Annotated in this window: 18 protein-coding genes; 15 read left to right on the forward strand and 3 right to left on the reverse strand. The window is 66.3% G+C overall.

The window, feature by feature from the left end:
• The 12 genes from ACQR0U_RS17790 to ACQR0U_RS17845 all read left to right on the forward strand — a co-directional run bounded on the left by ACQR0U_RS17790 (position 1) and on the right by ACQR0U_RS17845 (position 12,730).
• Positions 1-702 carry an XdhC family protein gene (locus tag ACQR0U_RS17790; RefSeq protein ID WP_315826272.1) on the forward strand — a complete coding sequence of 234 codons (702 nt, stop codon included), beginning with the start codon at positions 1-3 and terminating at the stop codon, positions 700-702.
• Complete coding sequence (locus ACQR0U_RS17795) at positions 699-2,303, forward strand: NTP transferase domain-containing protein (protein ID WP_434843496.1); 1,605 nt, start codon at positions 699-701, stop codon at positions 2,301-2,303. Before ACQR0U_RS17790 ends, ACQR0U_RS17795 begins: the two co-directional genes overlap by 4 nt.
• Positions 2,304-2,480: 177 nt before the next feature.
• Complete coding sequence (locus ACQR0U_RS17800) at positions 2,481-2,885, forward strand: DUF4189 domain-containing protein (RefSeq protein ID WP_315826270.1); 405 nt, start codon at positions 2,481-2,483, stop codon at positions 2,883-2,885.
• Between the two features lie 124 nt (positions 2,886-3,009).
• Positions 3,010-3,423, forward strand: a complete 414-nt coding sequence (locus tag ACQR0U_RS17805; RefSeq protein ID WP_315826269.1) for a DUF2000 family protein — start codon at positions 3,010-3,012, stop codon at positions 3,421-3,423.
• A 122-nt stretch (positions 3,424-3,545) separates the two neighbouring features.
• The gene (adhP, locus tag ACQR0U_RS17810) at positions 3,546-4,571 is read left to right on the forward strand and encodes an alcohol dehydrogenase AdhP (protein ID WP_315826268.1); all 1,026 of its coding nucleotides are present in this window, start codon (positions 3,546-3,548) and stop codon (positions 4,569-4,571) included.
• 96 nt (positions 4,572-4,667) lie between these two features.
• Positions 4,668-5,948 (forward strand): alpha-glucosidase/alpha-galactosidase, encoded by a 1,281-nt coding sequence (locus ACQR0U_RS17815; protein WP_434843495.1) that lies wholly within the window; start codon positions 4,668-4,670, stop codon positions 5,946-5,948.
• Positions 5,949-6,064: 116 nt separating this feature from the next.
• Positions 6,065-6,733: a TetR/AcrR family transcriptional regulator gene (locus tag ACQR0U_RS17820; RefSeq protein WP_315826266.1), complete on the forward strand. Its 669-nt coding sequence runs from the start codon at positions 6,065-6,067 to the stop codon at positions 6,731-6,733.
• Positions 6,730-7,521: an HlyD family secretion protein gene (locus ACQR0U_RS17825; protein ID WP_315714754.1), complete on the forward strand. Its 792-nt coding sequence runs from the start codon at positions 6,730-6,732 to the stop codon at positions 7,519-7,521. The genes ACQR0U_RS17820 and ACQR0U_RS17825 overlap by 4 nt, the downstream gene beginning before the upstream one ends.
• Positions 7,518-8,456 (forward strand): ABC transporter ATP-binding protein, encoded by a 939-nt coding sequence (locus tag ACQR0U_RS17830; RefSeq protein ID WP_315749378.1) that lies wholly within the window; start codon positions 7,518-7,520, stop codon positions 8,454-8,456. The genes ACQR0U_RS17825 and ACQR0U_RS17830 overlap by 4 nt, the downstream gene beginning before the upstream one ends.
• Positions 8,453-9,610: an ABC transporter permease gene (locus ACQR0U_RS17835; RefSeq protein ID WP_315714752.1), complete on the forward strand. Its 1,158-nt coding sequence runs from the start codon at positions 8,453-8,455 to the stop codon at positions 9,608-9,610. Before ACQR0U_RS17830 ends, ACQR0U_RS17835 begins: the two co-directional genes overlap by 4 nt.
• Before the next feature lie 39 nt (positions 9,611-9,649).
• The gene (locus ACQR0U_RS17840) at positions 9,650-10,954 is read left to right on the forward strand and encodes an adenylate/guanylate cyclase domain-containing protein (protein ID WP_434872202.1); all 1,305 of its coding nucleotides are present in this window, start codon (positions 9,650-9,652) and stop codon (positions 10,952-10,954) included.
• Between the two features lie 90 nt (positions 10,955-11,044).
• Positions 11,045-12,730 carry a tannase/feruloyl esterase family alpha/beta hydrolase gene (locus tag ACQR0U_RS17845; RefSeq protein ID WP_316186830.1) on the forward strand — a complete coding sequence of 562 codons (1,686 nt, stop codon included), beginning with the start codon at positions 11,045-11,047 and terminating at the stop codon, positions 12,728-12,730.
• A 4-nt stretch (positions 12,731-12,734) separates the two neighbouring features.
• Here ACQR0U_RS17845 and ACQR0U_RS17850 read toward each other — a convergent pair whose 3' ends face one another.
• Together ACQR0U_RS17850 and ACQR0U_RS17855 are read right to left on the reverse strand one after the other, a co-directional pair.
• Entirely contained in the window at positions 12,735-13,196 is a 462-nt protein-coding gene (locus ACQR0U_RS17850) for a DUF488 domain-containing protein (protein ID WP_315714749.1), read from the reverse strand.
• 16 nt (positions 13,197-13,212) lie between these two features.
• Positions 13,213-14,037 carry a DUF72 domain-containing protein gene (locus ACQR0U_RS17855; RefSeq protein ID WP_434843493.1) on the reverse strand — a complete coding sequence of 275 codons (825 nt, stop codon included), beginning with the start codon at positions 14,035-14,037 and terminating at the stop codon, positions 13,213-13,215.
• Between the two features lie 158 nt (positions 14,038-14,195).
• Here ACQR0U_RS17855 and ACQR0U_RS17860 point away from each other — a divergent pair, with 158 nt between their 5' ends.
• The 3 genes from ACQR0U_RS17860 (at position 14,196) to ACQR0U_RS17870 (ending at position 17,309) form a co-directional block, all read left to right on the forward strand.
• Positions 14,196-14,396, forward strand: coding sequence for a hypothetical protein (locus tag ACQR0U_RS17860; protein ID WP_315714746.1), 201 nt, complete (start codon positions 14,196-14,198; stop codon positions 14,394-14,396).
• A 265-nt stretch (positions 14,397-14,661) separates the two neighbouring features.
• Positions 14,662-15,795 (forward strand): glycosyltransferase family 2 protein, encoded by a 1,134-nt coding sequence (locus tag ACQR0U_RS17865; protein ID WP_316164460.1) that lies wholly within the window; start codon positions 14,662-14,664, stop codon positions 15,793-15,795.
• A complete protein-coding gene (locus ACQR0U_RS17870; RefSeq protein WP_434843492.1) occupies positions 15,792-17,309 on the forward strand; it encodes a glycosyltransferase family 39 protein in 1,518 nt (505 codons plus the stop codon). Before ACQR0U_RS17865 ends, ACQR0U_RS17870 begins: the two co-directional genes overlap by 4 nt.
• An 8-nt stretch (positions 17,310-17,317) precedes the next feature.
• Here the strand turns inward: ACQR0U_RS17870 and ACQR0U_RS17875 are convergent, their stop codons facing one another.
• Positions 17,318-18,118 (reverse strand): FkbM family methyltransferase, encoded by an 801-nt coding sequence (locus tag ACQR0U_RS17875; protein ID WP_434843491.1) that lies wholly within the window; start codon positions 18,116-18,118, stop codon positions 17,318-17,320.
• Positions 18,119-18,529 lie beyond the last annotated feature (411 nt).

Raw genomic sequence — 18,529 nt, forward strand, 5'->3', positions numbered from 1 at the left:
ATGCAGCCTGCAACGCTGGCCGAACTGAACGCCGAGCGTGCCGCGCGTCGCCCGGCGATTCTCGTCACCGACGTCGGCTCCGGGGCGCAGCGCCTGGTCAGGGCCGCCGCCATCGCCACCGATCCGCTGCGCAACGAGCTGTCGACCCATCTGCGTATGGGCAAGAGCGGCATGGTCGAGGTGGACGGCAAGCGGCTGTTCCTGAACGTCTACGCGCCGACGGCCAAGCTCGTGATCGTCGGCGCCGTCCATATCAGCCAGGCGTTGGCGCCGATCGCCAAGTCGCTGGGCTATGACGTCACCGTCGTCGATCCGCGCACGGCTTTCGCCAGCCCCGAGCGCTTCCCTGACGTGCCGCTGATCGCCGAATGGCCCGACGTGGCGCTGCCCCCGCTCAACGTCGATCACTACACCGCCTTTGTCGCGCTGACGCATGATCCGAAGATCGACGATCCGGCGCTGCTGCACGCCTTCTCGCGCGACTGCTTCTATATCGGCGCGCTCGGCTCGCGGAAGACGCACGCCAAGCGCGGTGATCGGCTGCGCGCGCAGGGCGCCAGCGATGCCGACATTGCCCGCATCCATGCGCCGATCGGGCTCGCCATCGGCGCGGTGTCGCCGTCGGAGATCGCGGTCTCGATCATGGCCGAGATCACCGCCACGTTGCGGCTGCCGGCCAAGGAGAAAGAGCAGGCGGCATGAAGTTCGGTCCTGCCAGTCCAGCCGAGGCGATCGGCGGGGTGACGGTGCACACCCTGCGCAAAGGATCATTGGTGCTGAAGAAGGGCACGCTGATCGGTCCCGCGGAGGTCGAGGCGCTGGTCCGGGAAGGCGTCAAGGAGATCGTCGTCGTCCGGCTCGAGGCCGGCGACGTCTCCGAGGACGAGGCGGCCGCCGACGTCGCCAAGGTCGTCGCCGGCGCGGGCATTCACGTCGATCGCGCCTTCACCGGGCGCGCCAATCTGTTCGCGGCGCAGGCCGGCGTGCTGATGATCGACCGCGCCGCGGTCGAGCGCATCAACGGCGTCGACGAGGCCATCACCTTTGCGACCCTGCCGGCGTTCAAGCCGGTGGTCGAAGGCGAGATGGTCGGCACCGTCAAGCTGATCCCGTTCGGCGTCGAAGGCCGCCTGCGCGATGTCGCCGTCGCGGCGGCGGGCAGGGGCGCGCTCAGCATCGCCTCCTATGTGATCAAGCGCGTCGGCGTGGTCTCGACGCTTCTTCCGGGGCTCGCACCCAAGGTCATCGACAAGACGCTGCGCGTCACCGCAGAGCGGCTCGCACCGGCCGGCGCCACCATCATCGCCGAGCGCCGCGCGCCGCATGAGCAGGCCGCGCTGGCTGCTGCGATCAGGGAGCTGCTGGCGCTGGGCGCCGAGCTCGTCATCGTGTTCGGCGCGTCCGCCATCGCCGACCGCCGCGACGTCATTCCAGCCGCAATCACCGGCATTGGCGGTGCCATCGAGCATTTCGGCATGCCGGTCGATCCCGGCAATCTGCTCTTGATCGGCAATGCCGGCGGTGTGCCGGTGCTCGGCGCGCCCGGCTGCGCCCGTTCGCCGGCGGAGAACGGTTTTGACTGGGTGCTGATGCGGCTGCTCGCCGGCATCAAGGTCAGCCGCGCCGAGCTCACGGCCATGGGTGTGGGTGGCCTCCTCATGGAGATCGTGACGCGGCCGCAGCCGCGCGCCACGCCGGAGGCCGAGGGCGAACGCAAGGTCGCCGCCGTCGTGCTTGCCGCCGGACGCTCGACCCGCATGGGGGGGCCGAACAAGCTGCTGGCCGAGCTCGACGGCAAGAAGCTGGTGCGCATCGTGACCGAGCAGGCGCTGGCCTCCAAGGCCGGTGAGGTCATCGTCGTCACCGGTCATCAGGCCGAGCTGGTCGAACAGGCGCTGTCCGACCTCAACGTCCGCTTCGTCCGCAACCCGGATTTCGCCGGCGGCCTCGCCAGCTCGGTGAAATCGGGCATTGCCGCGGTGCCTGAGGGCGTCGATGGCGCGGTGGTGTGCCTGGGTGACATGCCGATGGTGTCCTCGGATCTGCTCGACCGCCTGATCGGCGCGTTCGCGCCGGATCGCGGCAATTTGATCGTGGTGCCTGTGTCCGAGGGACGCCGCGGCAACCCCGTGCTGTGGTCGCGCCGCTTCTTCGCCGAGCTGATGACGCTGGACGGCGACGTCGGCGCGCGGCACCTGATCGCCAAGCACACCGAGGCCGTCGCCGAGGTGCCGGTCGATGGTGACAGTGCGTTTCTCGACATCGACACGCCGCAGGCGCTGGAAGCCGCGCGGCGCGGTTGAAGCCCGTAGCCCGCGTGAGCGTAAGCGACATGCGGGTTCACCGACGCCGTTCGCGAGAGCCCGCATGTCGACTACGCTCATGCGGGCTACGACTTCCCTCCGACTCAACCTCTCATTCACCAAGTTTCAACGACCCCCGGCTAGATTTGCCGACATTGGGCCTCGGGGGAGGAGAGAGTGATCATTTCGACCGCCGCGCGACGTTTCGCGCTGTTTGCATTTGGCTTGACCGTGATCGTTGGTGCCGCGCGCATCGCGAGCACCAGCGCTATCAGCCCGGCGCATGCGGCCGGCGCGTTCGCCATTGGCCAGTGCGCCGCCTATGGCCAGGCGTTCGACTATCCGGCGGAGCATCTCGCCAAGGCCGCGGCGCTCAAGCAGTGCAAGGGCGACTGCACCGCGGTGACGATGAAGAAGGCCTGCGCCGCGTTCGCGGTCGATCTCACCAATCCCTGCGGCGCCCACGGCTATGCTGTTCGGCCGACGATCTCGACCTCGCTCAACGAAGCGACCCGGGAATGCTACAAATATGGCGGCAAGGAATGCGTCATCCGCGCCTGGGTATGCGACGCCAAGGGTTGATTCAAGTCTGATGATCTCAGCGGCTCCGCTGCCGGGGTTCCGCTTCCGCTTTCATTTCGATGCTTCACCCTGAGAACGGCTCGGCTATTCTCGGGGTTCGATGACATCGAACCCTGGAAGTGGCATGCAATTCGACACCAAGATCGCGCTGATCATCCGCAACGATCTCGAGGCCTGGCAGAAGCTCAACGTCGCGGCGTTTCTTTCCAGCGGCATCGCCGCGGCATTTCCCGAATGCATCGGCGCACCTTATGAGGACGGCTCGGCAACCCTGTATCACGCGTTGATCGGACAGCCGATCCTGATCTACGGCGCGCCGGATCGTGCCGCGCTGGCGCGTGCTCTGGATCGGGCGCTGTCGCGCAGCGTGAAGCCGGCGCTCTACACCGAGGACATGTTCAAGACCGCGCATGACGAGGCCAACCGTGATGCCGTGAAGGCGGTGGCGCGCACCGATCTCAATCTGGTGGGATTGGCGTTTCGTGCGGAGCGCAGGGTGGTCGACAAGGTCGTCGACGGACTCAAATTTCACGCCTGACAGCCATGGGCACATTGCGCTGTCATCAAACTGTTACTTCATGCAGCGGCGCGGCTTGATGCCGATCAAGCCCGGAATACGCCGACGTCGTTAGTTTGCGCCGCGACATGAGGAGCAGACAGATGCAGACCATGAAAGCCGCCGTCGTCAAAGCCTTCGGCAAGCCGCTCGACATCGAGGACGTTCCGATTCCTGTGCCGGGACCCGGCGAGCTTCTGGTCAGGGTGAAGGCGTGCGGCGTCTGCCACACCGACCTTCACGCCGCCTCCGGCGATTGGCCGGTGAAGCCGGTGCCGCCATTCATCCCAGGACACGAGGCGGCCGGGATCGTCGCGGCGCTCGGGCCCGGGGTCACCGACTTCAAGGTCGGCGACGCCGTGGGCGTGGCGTGGCTGCACGATGCCTGCCTGCGCTGCGAGTATTGCGAGACCGGCTGGGAGACCTTGTGCGAGCACCAGCACAACACCGGCTACAGCGTGAATGGCGGCTTTGCCGAATACGTGATCGCATCCGCGGCGTTCGCTGCGCGTCTGCCGGCCAATGTGGACTTCGCCAGGATCGCGCCGATCCTCTGCGCCGGCGTCACCACCTACAAGGGTTTGAAGGAGACCGACGCGCGGCCGGGCGAGTGGGTGGTGGTCTCCGGCGTCGGCGGCCTCGGTCATGTTGCAATCCAGTATGCGAAGGCGATGGGGCTGAAGGCGATCGGTCTCGACATCGCCGAGGACAAGCTGAAACTCGCGCTGGAGGCCGGCGCCGAACATGCCGTCAACGCGCTCGACAAGGATGCCGTGGCGCAGGTGATCGCAATCACCGGCGGCGGCGCGCATGGCGTGCTGGTCACTGCGGTGTCGACGCCGGCTTTTGCCCAGGCGCTGCACATGGTCCGCCGCAAGGGGACGGTCAGCCTCGTCGGCTTGCCGCCGGGCGAATTCCCGACACCGATCTTCGATGTCGTGCTGAAGCGCATCACCGTGCGCGGCTCGATCGTCGGCACCAGGCGTGATCTCGACGAAGCCATCGCGTTCGCCGCGGACGGCAAGGTGACGGCCGAGGTGACCACGGCGCCATTGTCGGAGATCAACACCGTCTTCGACCGCATGAAGGCCGGCAAGATCGACGGTCGCGTAGTGCTCGACTTCGGCTGATCGCAAGACCGATCGACGCGCCGCCGTGCCGAACATTGGGGCGGCGGTTTGATCTGGATCAGGAATGGGGACGCGCGGCGCTGGCACAAATTGCTCATGGCAGCCGTCACCAAGATCGTCTTCCTCGGCGCGAGCAGCGCGTCCTTTGGACTCAGCGTGTTCCGGGACCTGTTCTCGACGCATGATCTCGCTGGTTCGACGCTCGTGCTGGTCGGCCGCGACCCGACCCGGCTTGCCCGGTCGGAAGCGCTGGCCCGGCTGCTCAACGACCTCTCCGGCGCCGGCCTTAAGATCGAGGCGACCACGGATTGGCGCGCGGCGCTCGACGGCGCCGGCTTCGTGATCCATGCCACCGCGATCGACCGCAACCGCCTGTGGAAGCTCGATTTCGAGGTGCCGCGCAAATACGGCATCCGTCACACGCTGGGCGAGAATGGCGGGCCGGGCGCATTGTTCTTCACGCTCCGCACCTTGCCGGTCGTATTCGACTTCGTGCGCGAGATGGAGCGGCGCTGTCCGGACGCGCTGTTCATCAACTTCTCCAATCCCGAGAGCCGCATCATCCTCGCGCTGGGGCTTCACAGCCGCCTCGCGCATATCGGCCTGTGCCACGGCATCTTCATCGCGCGCAGCCAGGTGGCTTCCATTCTGGGACTGGCCGAGGAGCGCGTGGACGTGTGGGGCGCCGGGCTCAACCATTTCCAATGTCTCGTGCAGATCCGGGATCGCGACACCGGGGCCGATCTCTATCCACTACTCCGCGAAAAGGCTGGGAGCCACGACCCCAAGGACGCGCCGTTGACGCGGGCGCTGTTGCGCGACTTCGGCTTCTGGCTGGGCTGCGGCGACAGCCATGTCGGCGAGTATCTCGCCTATGGCTGGGAAGCGGGCGAGAGCGGGTACGACTTCGCCTGGGACGAGGCGGAGCGGGCCAAGCTGATCCGGCAGATCGACGAGGTCCTGGCAGGCAAAGCCGGCATGCCGGACTGGTGGCGAATGCCGTCCGGAGAGCGCGCGGTCACCGTGATCGGCTCGGTGCTGCACGATCGGAAGCAGGTCATCGAGTCCGGCGTCGTTCTGAACCGTCACGTCATTCCCAACCTGGCTGCCGAGGCCGCGGTCGAAGTGCCCGTTGTCGCCGATCGCGTCGGTATCCATCCGGTGTCGCTGGGCCCGCTTCCAGATGCAGTCGCCAAGCTGATGTCGGTCCAGGTTCAGGTTCAGCAACTGGCGGTGCAGGCGGCCATGACCGCCTCCAAGGATCTCGCGCTGCAGGCGCTGCTCATCGATCCCGTCGTCAACTCGGCGGCCGCCGCGCGCCAGATCGTGGACGAACTCTGGGAGGTCAATCGGCCTTACATCAGGTCCTGCGCGTGATCGCGCCGACTTCGTCTGACGAGGGGGCCGCGCGCGGTCGGGTAGGGCTCCTGACCCGCGCCGATAGATCTGCGAGGCCTCTTTACAATGACTGACTAGTCAGTCATAATTGTTCAATGTCGAAGCCGTCGAAATTGTCCGAGCGCAGAGTTCAGGCCGCCAAGCCAGCGGGAGCTGGCGCGTCGCGCCGGGCGGATCGCTCCGCCGAGCGCCGCGCGGCGATCGTGCAGGCGGCGATGGACGAGTTCATCGCCCGAGGCTTCGCGGCGACCCGGCTGGACGACGTCGCCAAGCGGGCCGGGGTCGCCAAGGGGACGATCTATCTGCACTTCAAGGACAAGGAATCGATGTTCGAGGAATTGATCCGGACCGCGATCGTGCCCTACGTCGGCCGTCTTGCGGCGCCGCCGCCGGCCGGCGGCTCGGTGCGCGACATGGTCGAGGCGTTGGCGCGCATGTTCCTGCAGGAGGTCGCCGGCACCCGGCGGGCCGATCTCGTCCGGCTCATCATCGCGGAAGGGCCGCGCTTTCCGGCCATTGCCGATTTCTATTATCGCGAGGTCGTCTCCCGCGGTCTCGCGGCCATGCGCGCGCTGATCCAGTTGGCGATCACGCGCGGCGAGATCCGCGAGCCCAAGCTGGTGCAACACCCGCAATTGATGATCGCGCCAATGATGGTCGCGGTGCTGTGGAAGAGCCTGTTCGAGCGACATGCGCCGCTCGACGCCGAAGCGATGCTGCAGACCCATCTCGATCTGATCTTTGGCACGAGGAGGCCGACATGAGCCTGCTGCATTGCCTCGCCGTGCTGGTCACGGCCTTCACGTTCAACGCCTGCAAGGAGACGCGCGATCCCGGCTATCAAGGCTGGGTCGAGGCCGACATGATCTTCGTCAGCCCGGACGAAGCGGGTCGGATCACGAAGCTGAACGTGCATGAGGGCGACGTGGTCAAGGTCGGCGATCCGCTCTATTCGGTCGACGACGATCTGCAGCAGGCCGATCTCAACCAGACCAAGGCGACGCTGGCCAACGCGCAGCAGACCTATGACCGCGCCGCGGCCCTGAGCAAGACGGGCGCGGGGACACAGGCGACGCTCGACTCCGCCGTTTCGGCGCTGCGCGTCGCCGAGGCCCATCTCGTGACCTCGCAGACGCGGCTGGCACGGCGCAAGGGCGTGGCGCCGGTCGCGGGCACCATCCAGCAGATCTACTTCCGCGAGGGCGAGATGGTCGCGGCGCAACGGCCGGTGCTGTCGATCATGCCGCCGGGCAACATGAAGCTGCGCTTCTACGTGCCCGAGCCTGATCTGCCGAAGCTCGCGATCGGTGACGAGGTCCGCGTCACCTGCGACAACTGTGCTGATGATCTGACGGCCAGAATCTATTTCCTCGCGACCTCGGCGGAATACACGCCGCCGGTGATCTACAGCCTCGATGAGCGCAACAAGCTCGTCTATCTGATCCAGGCGCGGCCGTCGCGGCCGGATGCGCTGCGCGTCGGCCAGCCGGTCAGCATCTATCCGCATTCCAGGACGCCTGATCCGAAGACCCCGGTGGCGGACAAGCAATGAACGGAACGGGTCCCGCCGAGATCGCGATCGACGTCCAGGGATTGACCAAGTCCTTCGACGGCCGCGAGGTCGTGCATGATCTGTCGATGCAAGTGAAGCGCGGCTCGATCTACGGCTTTCTCGGCCCGAACGGCTCGGGCAAGACCACGACCATCCGGATGCTGTGCGGCCTGCTGACACCCGACGGCGGCGAGGGCACCTGCCTCGGCTTCGACATCCGTCGCGACGCCGACAAGATCAAGCGCCGGGTGGGCTACATGACGCAGCGCTTCAGCCTCTATCAGGACCTCTCGGTGCGGGAGAACCTCGAATTCGTGGCGCGCCTCTATGGCATGTCCGATCCGCGCCGGGCCGCGCGCGACATGGTGCAGCGGCTCGGGCTTGCCGGCCGCGAGCGGCAGCTCGCCGGCGAGTTGTCGGGCGGCTGGAAGCAGCGGCTGGCGCTCGGGGCCTGCACCCTGCCGAACCCGCAACTGCTGCTGCTCGACGAGCCCACCGCCGGGGTCGATCCCAAGGCGCGGCGCGACTTCTGGAACGAGATCCATGCGCTCGCCGGCGAAGGGCTGACCGTGCTGGTCTCGACCCACTACATGGACGAGGCCGAGCGCTGTCACGAGATCGCCTATATCGCCTATGGTCATCTGCTGGTGCACGGCACCGTCTCGGAGGTGATCGCGCAATCGGCGCTCACCACGTATACGGTGAGCGGCGACGATCTGCGCGAGCTCGCGGCGGACCTCACCGGCAAGCCGGGGGTCGACATGGTGGCGCCGTTCGGCACCAGCCTGCACGTGTCCGGCCGCGACCGCGACGCGCTGGACGCTGCGATCGCGCCCTGGCGCGACAAGGCTGATCTGCACTGGCAGCCCGCCGCGCCCTCGCTCGAGGACGTCTTCATCGACCTGATGAACCGTTCACGGGACAATTTCCAATGAGCGACGCAGCCGTCCATCACGCGTCTTCCGAGCCGCGCTTCGGCTTCTGGCGGCGCACCTATGCGATGCTGGTCAAGGAGTTCATCCAGCTCAAGCGCGACCGGGTCTCGTTTGCGATGATCGTGATGATCCCGGTGATGCAACTGATGTTGTTCGGCTACGCGATCAACACCACGCCGCATCATCTGCCGGCGGCGGTGCTGCTGCAGGAGGACAGCGATCTCGGCCGCTCGATCCTGAAGGCGATGGAGAACACCGCCTATTTCCGCTTCACCCGGGAGGTCAGCAGCGTCGCCGAGTTCGACGATCTCCTGCTGTCCGGCAAGGTCCTGTTCGGCGTCGAGATCCCGCGTGGCTTCGAGCGCGCGGTCCGCCGCGGCGACCGGCCGGCCCTGCTCGTCGCGGCCGACGCGACCGATCCGGTCGCGGCGTCATCGGCGCTGTCCTCGCTCGGCATGATCGTGCAGACCGCGCTCGCGCACGATCTCTACACCGGCAATCCCGTCACGACGCCGTTCGAGATCAGGGCCCACGCGCGCTACAACCCGGCGGCGTCGTCGCGGCTCAACATCGTGCCGGGCCTCGTCGGCACCATCCTGACCATGACCATGCTGATCTTCACCGCGCTCTCGGTGACGCGCGAGATCGAGCGCGGCACGATGGAGAGCCTGCTGTCGATGCCGATCAAGCCGGTCGAGGTCATGCTCGGCAAGATCATCCCCTATGTGATGGTCGGCTTCCTGCAGGCGACGATCATCATCGGCATCGGCGTCCTGCTGTTCGGCGTTCCGATCATGGGCAACCTGCTGCTTTTGGCGCTGCTGTCGACGCTGTTCATCGCGACCAACCTCTCGATCGGCTACACCTTCTCGACCCTGGCGCAGAACCAGCTGCAGGCAATGCAGCTTTCGATGATGTTCTTCCTGCCGAGCATCCTGTTGTCCGGATTCATGTTTCCCTTTCTCGGCATGCCGCAATGGGCGCAAGTGCTCGGTGAATGCCTGCCGCTGACGCACTATCTGCGGATCGTCCGCGCCATCATGCTGAAGGGCTCGACGCTCCAGAACCTGCAGCATGATACGATCGCCCTGTTCGGCCTCATGCTGTTCGCCATGACGGTCGCCGTCCTGCGCTTCCGCCGCACCCTCGATTGAGGCACAATGGCGGCCGGGAGCAGGAACGGCTGAGGCAAGATGCAGATCGTGGGAGGAGCAGGACAGGCGAACGAAGCGCCGGCCGAGTTCGACCAGGCGCTGATGCGTCAGACGTTGAACACCGAGCTGCTGCGGGTGAGGGCGCTGATCGCCACTGCGGCTCTGTTTCTCGTGATATCGGTGCTGGTCGAAATCTTCGAGCCGAAGATCTCGGAGTGGATCTGGCCGACCCGAACCGGGGTCCTCTACGTCTACGCGATCATCGTCGCATTCATCAGCTTCCAGACTCTCATCCTGTTCAGGATCAAGGCGGACATCCGCCACGGCCGGGACGTGCCGGTGATCTGGCGCTATGTCAGCGCCCCGGTCGAGACCTCGCTGCCAACGTTCGTCCTCATCCTGCAGATCGAGGGCATCGGCCACGACAAGGCGCTGGGCTTCGGCGCGCCGCTGGTCTATTTCATCTTCATCGTTCTCTCGACGCTTCGTCTCGATTTCTGGCTGTCGAGCTTCACCGGTCTGGTTGCTGCGGTGGAGCTGCTGGTGGTGGCGCTGTTCGACCGGCCTTCGATCGATCTCAGCCAGAATCCGGAGATCTATTATCACGGTGAGCGCAGCTTCATCATCCTGTTGTGCGGGATGCTCGCCGGTGCCGTCAGCGTGCAGCTGCGACGCCAGTTCGCGGCGAGCATCGAGGCCGCGTCGGCGCGCGACCGCGTCACGGATTTGTTTGGCCAGCACGTCTCGCCCCAGGTCGTCGAGCGCCTGATGAAGGAGGGGACGGCGGAGGCGCGCGACATCCACGAGGTCGCGGTGATGTTCGTCGACTTCCGCGGCTTCACCGCGGCGGCGCGGTCGAAGACGCCGCAGCAGGTTGTCGATCGTCTCGACGGAGCGTTCGCGGTGCTGGTGGAGATCCTCGAGCGTCATGGCGGCATCGTCAACAAATTCCTCGGCGATGGCTTCCTGGCGCTGTTCGGCGCGCCGTTCGAGTCGCGCGATGCCGCCGTGCAGGCGGTCGTGGCTGCGCGCGAGATGGTGGCTGCGATGGAGCGCGTCAACGCATCGTCGTCCTGGCAGCTCAGGATCGGGATCGGCATACATCTGGGCGAGGTGGTCGCCGGCAGCATCGGCTCACCGCGGCGCAAAGAGTATACCGTCATCGGTGACACCGTGAACTTCGCCTCGCGGCTCGAGGCGCTGAACAAGGAGTTCGATTCGCAACTCCTGATCTCGAGCGAGGTGCGGCAGGCGGCCGGCGACGGGGCGCGCGACGCCGTCTTCCACGGCGCGGTGTCGGTGCGCGGCTACGACCGGCCGTTCGAGATCTGGCAATTGCACTGACACAGGCGATACGGCGCGATGTCGGAGATTTACATTGGCTGGCCTCCGCGTTTAACTGCCCCCAACGAGAAGCATCATCAGGGGGAATGCATGATCCGAACCGGGGCGTCGTTTTTGGCCGCAGCAGGGATCTTGTGCGTAACCGGGATGGAGGCGGTGCGGGCTGAGGATGTTGCCTGCAGCAAGGTGACGGCCGAGGCGTTGAAGGTCCCCGGGCTGACCTTGACGGGATCGAAGCTGCAGGAGGCCGCCGACGGGCTGCCGCGGCATTGCATTCTCTCCGGCAAGGTCAACGAGCGCACCGGCGTCGATGGCCATGCCTATGCGATCCAGTTCGAGATCAGGCTGCCGGAGACCTGGAACGGCCGCTTCCTGCATCAGGTCAATGGCGGCAATGACGGCGTGGTGGTGCCGGCGCTCGGCGACAAGGCCGACGGTCTCGTCAGCGGCGGTGTGACGCCGCTCGCCCGCGGCTTTGCCGTGCTGTCGTCGGACAGCGGCCACTCCGGCAGCGATCCCGCCAACAAGCCGCGCGGGCTTGCGTCCGGCTCAGCCTTCGGGCTCGATCCGCAGGCGCGCCGCGACTACGGCTATTCGGCCGACATCACGCTGGCGCCGATCGCCAAGGCGATCATCTCGGCGCATTACAGCAGGAAGCCGGACTACTCCTACATCGCCGGCTGTTCCAATGGCGGCCGCCACACCATGGTGGCTGCCGAGCGCATGCCCGAGCAGTATGACGGCTTCCTGGTCGGCAATCCCGGCTTCAACCTGCCGCGCGCTGCCGTGCAGCACGCCTGGGACGTGCAGGCGCTGACCAAGGCCGATGTCGACATCCGCAAGTCGATCACGCGGGAGGATGCCAAGCTGATCGCTTCCAAGATCACGGAGGTCTGCGACGAGCTCGACGGCGCCAAGGACGGCCTCACGGCCAACCTGAAAGCCTGCCAGAAGGCGTTCAATTTCGACAGCCTGCGCTGCGCCGCTGGGGCAACCGAAGCCTGTCTGCCGGCCGCCAAGGTCGATGCCTTGAAGAAAGTCTTCGCGGGCCCCCACAATTCCAAGGGCGAGCCGCTGTATTCCGACTGGCCGGTGGATGGTGGCGTCGGCACCGGCAACTGGCGCGCCTGGAAGGTCGAAAGCCCGGTGGCGCCGTGGAACAACCTTCCGATCATTGCCACCATGGGCGGCGCCTCGCTCAACTACATCTTCTCGACGCCGCCGGTCGAGATCGAAGGCTCGCCCGACAAGCTCGTCGAGAAGCTGCAGACCTACGACTTCGACAAGGACGCACCGAAGATCTACGCCAAGGAAGGCCCCTTCACGGAGTCGGCGATGGACTTCATGGCTCCGCCCGCGGTCGATCACCCGACTTTGCCGGCGTTCCAGAACGGTGCCCGCAAGATGCTGATCTACCACGGCCAGGCTGATCCGGTGTTCTCAATCAACGACACGATCCGCTGGTATGAGAAGCTCAACGCCAACGTCCAGGGCAAGGCCGACGGTTTCGCGCGGCTGTTTGCGCTGCCCGGCGAGACCCATTGCGGCGGCGGCGTCACGCTGGAGAAGTTCGATGCGCTGGGCGCGCTGATGGACTGGGTCGAGAAGGGCAAGGCGCCGGAGGCGATCACGGCCTCGGTCAATGCGGCCAACAAGGAGCTCCCATCGACATGGAGCCCGCAGCGGACTCGGCCGCTGTGCCCGTGGCCGAAATTCGCCAAGTATGTCGGCGGCGACGTCGAGCAGGCGTCATCCTTCACCTGCGCGGCGGAGTGAAACGTCAGACCTGCGGCGCGATCAGATTCTCGACTCGGACCTGGTCGCGCTCCTCGATGATCTCCGCGATCCATTGCCGGTGGCAATGAGCGTGGTCGCGCTCGTAGCAGAGCAGGCAGACGGGACCGGCGCTCTTCACCAGCGAGGCCAGCTCGTCCATCTGCTCCTTCGCCTGCGGCGTCTTCAGATGGGCGCTGTAGATCTTGTGCAGCGTGTCGTAATGACCGCTGCGGGCGGCCTCGCGGCCCTCCTTCGGCGTGCCGAGCCCGCGCAGGTGCACATAGCCGATGCCTCGCTCGTCGAGCCCGGCCGCAAGCTGGCTCTTGGAGAAGCCCGGTCGGCGCGAGGCCGCCACCGCGCGCACATCGACCAGCAGCTTGACGCCGGCGGCCTGCAACTCATCGAGCACGGCCTTGGCCGGCGTGTGCTCATAGCCGATGGTGAACAGGGTCTTGCTCTTGGCCATCATGCGTCCCCTCGCGTCAGCTCACGCGCTCGATGAGCTCCATCGCGCCAGCCGGCGCGCGCACCTTGCCCTCGTGGATGACATAGGCGAACACGTCGCGCGGCATCTTCTTCGCCGGCTTGTCGTCAACCCGTGGCAGGTCGTCCGGTTCGCCGCCGCCGGCCCACAGTTGCAATCGCTTCGCCCAGGCGTCGAGCTGCTTCGGCGGATAGCAGGTCGCAAGCTCGTCATTGCCCTTCTGCAGTCGGGCGTAGACGAAGTCACCCACGACATCGGCGATCGCCGGATATTTGCCGTGCTCGGCGAACACGACCGGCGTTGCAAACTCGCGCAGCAGCGCGACGAAGCCGGGCACGCAGAAACTGTCGTGGCGGACCTCGACGACGTGGCGCAGCTTGCGGCCGTCGAGCTCGCGCGGCAACAGCTCAAGGAACTTGCCGAAATCGGCCTCGTCGAACTTCTTGGTTGGCGCGAACTGCCACAGCACCGGGCCGAGCCGGTCGCCGAGCTCGAGCACGCCGGTGTCGTAGAAGCGCTTCACGGAATCGCTGGCCTCGGCGAGCACGCGGCGGTTGGTGGCGAAGCGCGGCCCCTTCAGCGAGAAGATGAAGCCGTCCGGCACCTCGCGCGCCCATTTGCGGAAGCTCTCCGGCTTCTGCGAGCCATAATAGGTGCCGTTGATCTCGATCGAGGTCAGCTTCGAGGCGGCGTATTCGAGCTCCTTCGATTGCGGCAGCTTGTCCGGATAGAACACACCGCGCCACGGCGCGAAGGTCCAGCCGCCGATGCCGATGTAGATGTGGCTCTTGGATTGCGAGGCGCGTGCGGGGGCTTTGCTCACGGACCAATTCCGATGCTGATTGCCGAGGGTGTTGCGGTAGGGGAGACGATAGTCAACCGGGCCGGTTCTGACCAGTTCGGTGCGGTCGCGCCGTCGCTCTTCCCGTGCTCCGGAGCCTCGTGTATCCAGGGCGGGGGCCGGGAAGGGGAGATAGGACAATGAGAGCGGAATCGGTCGGCGGCCTGCTGGGGGCAATCGTCGCCGCTGTCGTGCTTGCGGCAGCCTTCTACTATGTTCCCGTCGGGCCGATGGCCCGTCAGATGCAGCCGGCCAAGGTCGAGGTGCCGCCCACGCCGGTGCAGACGGTTCCGGTGGCTCCGGCCGTACGCGGACCCGTGGTCCGGGAGGTTCCGAACTAGGCCGGCCAGGGACCCCTTGCAATCCCGCCGAGGTACCCCATTTTCGTCGGGACGGTGACGTCGAGCTGTAACGGCTCCGGCACCGAGACGACCACGGCAGAGCGGTTGCGCCGGATGTACGCGCGCCCTTTGTTTGTGGTCGTTGGCATTTTGGGCCGCCCGTTCGGCAGCGGTGCACGCCGGCACCACAGTCGGGGCTTTTTGCGCCTTCCTTCAGCCGTTGCGCTTGGCAGTGTGGAACGCGGCAGATATACGCATCCGCACCATGAACGATGTCCTCCGACCGGCCATGCCCGCGCCGCCGCAAACCGCTGATATTCCGATCGTTTCGGTGGTCGTTCCGACCTTCAACGAGCGCGACAATGTCACCACGCTGTACCGGCGGCTGGAGGCGGCGTTCAAGGATGTGCCGTGGGAGGTGGTGTTCGTCGACGACAACTCCCCGGACGGCACCTGGCAGGTGGTGCGCGAATTGTCGCGCAGCGACAAACGCGTCCGCTGCGTCCGCCGGGTCGGCCGGCGCGGCCTGTCCGGCGCCTGCATCGAGGGCATCCTGGCCGCCAGCGCGCCCTTTGCCGCCGTGATCGACGCCGATCTGCAGCATGACGAGACCCAGCTGCCGAAGATGCTGTCGCTGCTGCAGAGCGGCGCGGCCGAGCTCGTCGTCGGCAGCCGCTACATCGAGGGCGGCAGCGCCGCGAGCTTCGACAGCAAGCGGGCCGGTGCCAGCGCCTTCGCCACCGAGATCGCGCGCCGCGCGCTCAAGGTCGAGGTCAACGATCCCATGAGCGGCTTCTTCATGATCCGCCGCGACCGCTTCGAGGCGATCGCGCCGAAGCTCTCCACGCAGGGCTTCAAGATCCTGCTCGACATCATCGCCAGCGCCGAGGGTGGTCTGAAGACGGTCGAGGTGCCCTATACGTTCGGCTCGCGCCTGCACGGCGAGAGCAAGCTCGACTCGATGGTCGCGCTCGACTTCCTCGGCCTCGTGCTGGCCAAGATGACCAACGACGTGGTGTCGCTGCGCTTCCTGTTGTTCGCGATGGTCGGCGGCACCGGCCTGGTGGTCCATCTCGCCACGCTGTTCCTCGGTCTCAATTTGTTCGACCTTCCGTTCGCGGAGTCGCAGGCGCTCGGCGCCTTCGTCGCGATGACCTCGAACTTCATCCTCAACAACTTCCTCACCTATCGCGACCAGCGGCTGAAGGGCTTTGCCATCCTGCGTGGCCTGCTCGTCTTCTATCTGGTCTGCTCGGTCGGCCTGCTGGCCAATGTCGGCGTCGCCTTCTCGGTCTATGACCAGGAGCCGATCTGGTGGCTGGCGGGCGCCGCCGGCGCGCTGATGGGCGTGGTGTGGAATTACGCGATCTCCGGATTGTTCGTCTGGCGCAAGCGATGACCCCTGCGGCAGGTGCCGAGGACGCCCGGCTGGTCCGCAATGTCTGGCTGACCATCGCGGGCCTCGTCGTTGTCCGGCTGATCGCGGCCGCGGTCACGCCGATCACCTTCGACGAAGCCTATTACTGGATGTGGTCGAAGCATCTCGCGGGCGGCTATTACGACCACCCGCCGATGGTTGCGGTCGTGATCCGGCTGGGCACCTTGATCGCCGGCGACAGCGAGCTCGGCGTGCGCCTGGTCTCGATCCTGCTCGGCCTGCCGATGAGCTATGCGGTGTATCGCACGGCCGAGATCCTGTTCGGCGGCGTGCGCGTGGCGGCGACCGCGGCGCTGCTGCTCAACGTCACCCTGATGGCGGCGGTCGGCACCTTGATCGTGACCCCCGACGCGCCGCTCTTGGTCGCCTCCAGCTTCGTGCTGTTCTTCTGCGCCAAGGTGCTGGAGACGGGGAGAGGCGCGTGGTGGCTCGCGGTCGGCGCAGCCGTCGGTGCGGCGCTGCTGTCGAAATACACCGCGATGTTCTTCGGCGCGGCGATCCTGATCTGGCTCGTCGCCGTGCCGAAACTGCGCCATTGGCTGGCCTCGCCCTGGCCCTATCTCGGCGGCCTCGTGGCATTCGCGCTGTTCGCGCCGGTGATCCTGTGGAATGCCGATCACCAATGGGTGTCGTTCATCAAGCAGCTCGGCCGTGCCAGGGTCGAGGCGGTCAGGCCTGTCTACATCGCCGAGATCATCCCGACGCAGTTCGCCTTCGCGACGCCGCTGGTCTTCATCCTCGGCCTGATGGGCCTCTACGGCCTGGCCCGGCGCAGGGCAGGGGATGCGGCGGCGCGCGTCCTGATCGAGGCGATGGTCTGGGTCATCGTCGCCTATTTCGTCTGGCATTCGCTGCATGCCCGGGTCGAGGCCAACTGGTTCGCGCCGGTCTATCCGGCGTTCGTGGTAGCTGCCGCGGCGGCGGCCCATCTCGTCGCCTGGTCGGCGCGCGAGCAGCGCACCGCGACCTTCTGTCTGCGCTGGGCCGTGCCCGTCGGCGTCGTGATGTTCGTCGCGCTGATCGTGCAGGCCGACACGGGCCTGCTGTCCGGCTACCGGCGCGATGCCACGGTGCGCAGCGTCGGCGTCGGCTGGCGGCCGCTGGCTGCCGAGATCGAGGCGGCGCGGGTGCGCGCCGACGCCTCCTGCGTGCTGGCGATGGATTATGGCACCACCGCCTGGCTGTCGTTCTATCTGCCGCCGGGGACCTGCGTGCTGCAGCCGATCCAGCGCATCCGCTGGGTCAATTTCCCGGAGCCGGATCCGGCCAAGCTCGCGGGCACGCAGCTGTTCGTCGACGAGGCCCAGATCGCGACGCGGGTCTATGTCAGCAACACGTTCGGCCGCATCGAGAAGGTCGGCGAGGCCGCGCGCATGCGCGGGTCCTTGACCATCGAGACCTACGCCTTCTACGCGCTCAGCGAGCCGAAGGGCGATCTCCTCGACCGCACGCCGCCGCCGGAGCTGCAGCGCTGACACGCGCCTCAGGCCTGCTGCGGAATGATGTCCGCCAGCGCCTTGTCCCCGCCGTGGATCGCGACCATGTTGATGTCGGCGTCGATGGTCTTGTAGCCGCGGCGATCGAACCATTGCCGCAACTGGTCGGCATCGGTCTTGATCTTCTCGACCAGCATGATCGGCGTGCAGCGTTCGATCGTCGCCGCCGCACCTTCGAGCGCCTCGAGCTCCATGCCCTCGACGTCGAGCTTGATCAGGTCGCAACGCGGCAGGTTGAAATCGTCCAGCGGAAGCTTGCGCACCTCGACCGTGTCGTTGTCATAGTCGATGGCCTGGCCAATGAACTCGGTGTTGGGACGCTGGCGCAGCTCGAGGCTGCCGAAGCTCGACGGGGTCAGATAGTTCGGGCTCGGGATGTTGAGCACGCCGCGCTCGGAGGATACCGCGGCATGGATCGCAATCGCGTTGAAGCAGTTGTTGATCGCGATATTGCCGGCGAGCGCGTAGTAGATCCGCTCCTGCGCCTCGATCGAGAGCACGGATCCCCAGCCGGTCATCGCCTTCGCCCATTCGATCGTGTGGACGCCGATATTGGCGCCGCAGTCGATCGCGACCGCGCCGTCCCCATGGTGCCTGCGGCGCACGCCGAGCAGGCGGACGGCCAGCTGCACCTCTCCCGGATCGAAGGCGCCGGTGTTGAGGATCTGGAAGCCGACGCCGTAGCCGCGGTTGGCGTCGATCATGCGATAGTCGAGCCGGTTGACGATCATCGTACCTTGATTGGTCGAGGCCAGCACGAAGGCCAGCTTCCGGCCGGGGATCTGCATGGAGAGGTCCTCTCGTGTCGTCTCGGCAGGGAGCGGACGCGGTACGATTCGCCGACGGAGTGTCGCAGAGAATCGTCCCGTACCATACTGTCGCCAGCGGCCACAGCGCCTGTAACTCCGGGTTGCTACGGATGCGCTTGTCGCGCACCCGGCCTGCCGGAGCAGGGGCTTTCGACCGGCGAGACCTGCGGCCTTTACCTCGTCAGCGCACGCATACGAGAGATCATCGATCGCTCGCCGCCGCCCCGGCCCAATCGTTAACGCGGCGTGCGCTGTTTTACGGATCGGCGCGACCGACGGATGCTGCCTCTCCCTATTTTTCCGGTACGGCAATATTGCCTCCGGCTGCAGTTTTGCCCTGTTTCTGCCCTGTTTGCCGGCAAAACAGGCCCTGATGGTTAACCCGCCTCT

Origin of the sequence: Bradyrhizobium sp. HKCCYLRH3097 (genome assembly GCF_051167875.1) — a bacterium.
GTDB lineage: Bacteria > Pseudomonadota > Alphaproteobacteria > Rhizobiales > Xanthobacteraceae > Bradyrhizobium.

Excerpts from the sequence above, each read along its gene's own strand:
- ACQR0U_RS17860 (WP_315714746.1), top strand. The coding sequence starts at position 14,196 with ATGAGAGCGGAATCGGTCGGCGGCCTGCTGGGGGCAATCGTCGCCGCT.
- adhP (WP_315826268.1), top strand. The coding sequence starts at position 3,546 with ATGCAGACCATGAAAGCCGCCGTCGTCAAAGCCTTCGGCAAGCCGCTC.
- ACQR0U_RS17875 (WP_434843491.1), bottom strand. The coding sequence starts at position 18,118 with ATGCAGATCCCCGGCCGGAAGCTGGCCTTCGTGCTGGCCTCGACCAAT.
- ACQR0U_RS17865 (WP_316164460.1), top strand. The coding sequence starts at position 14,662 with ATGAACGATGTCCTCCGACCGGCCATGCCCGCGCCGCCGCAAACCGCT.
- ACQR0U_RS17815 (WP_434843495.1), top strand. The coding sequence starts at position 4,668 with ATGGCAGCCGTCACCAAGATCGTCTTCCTCGGCGCGAGCAGCGCGTCC.
- ACQR0U_RS17850 (WP_315714749.1), bottom strand. The coding sequence starts at position 13,196 with ATGGCCAAGAGCAAGACCCTGTTCACCATCGGCTATGAGCACACGCCG.
- ACQR0U_RS17805 (WP_315826269.1), top strand. The coding sequence starts at position 3,010 with ATGCAATTCGACACCAAGATCGCGCTGATCATCCGCAACGATCTCGAG.
- ACQR0U_RS17870 (WP_434843492.1), top strand. The coding sequence starts at position 15,792 with ATGACCCCTGCGGCAGGTGCCGAGGACGCCCGGCTGGTCCGCAATGTC.
- ACQR0U_RS17795 (WP_434843496.1), top strand. The coding sequence starts at position 699 with ATGAAGTTCGGTCCTGCCAGTCCAGCCGAGGCGATCGGCGGGGTGACG.
- ACQR0U_RS17840 (WP_434872202.1), top strand. The coding sequence starts at position 9,650 with ATGCAGATCGTGGGAGGAGCAGGACAGGCGAACGAAGCGCCGGCCGAG.
- ACQR0U_RS17835 (WP_315714752.1), top strand. The coding sequence starts at position 8,453 with ATGAGCGACGCAGCCGTCCATCACGCGTCTTCCGAGCCGCGCTTCGGC.
- ACQR0U_RS17825 (WP_315714754.1), top strand. The coding sequence starts at position 6,730 with ATGAGCCTGCTGCATTGCCTCGCCGTGCTGGTCACGGCCTTCACGTTC.
- ACQR0U_RS17845 (WP_316186830.1), top strand. The coding sequence starts at position 11,045 with ATGATCCGAACCGGGGCGTCGTTTTTGGCCGCAGCAGGGATCTTGTGC.
- ACQR0U_RS17830 (WP_315749378.1), top strand. The coding sequence starts at position 7,518 with ATGAACGGAACGGGTCCCGCCGAGATCGCGATCGACGTCCAGGGATTG.
- ACQR0U_RS17820 (WP_315826266.1), top strand. The coding sequence starts at position 6,065 with ATGTCGAAGCCGTCGAAATTGTCCGAGCGCAGAGTTCAGGCCGCCAAG.
- ACQR0U_RS17790 (WP_315826272.1), top strand. The coding sequence starts at position 1 with ATGCAGCCTGCAACGCTGGCCGAACTGAACGCCGAGCGTGCCGCGCGT.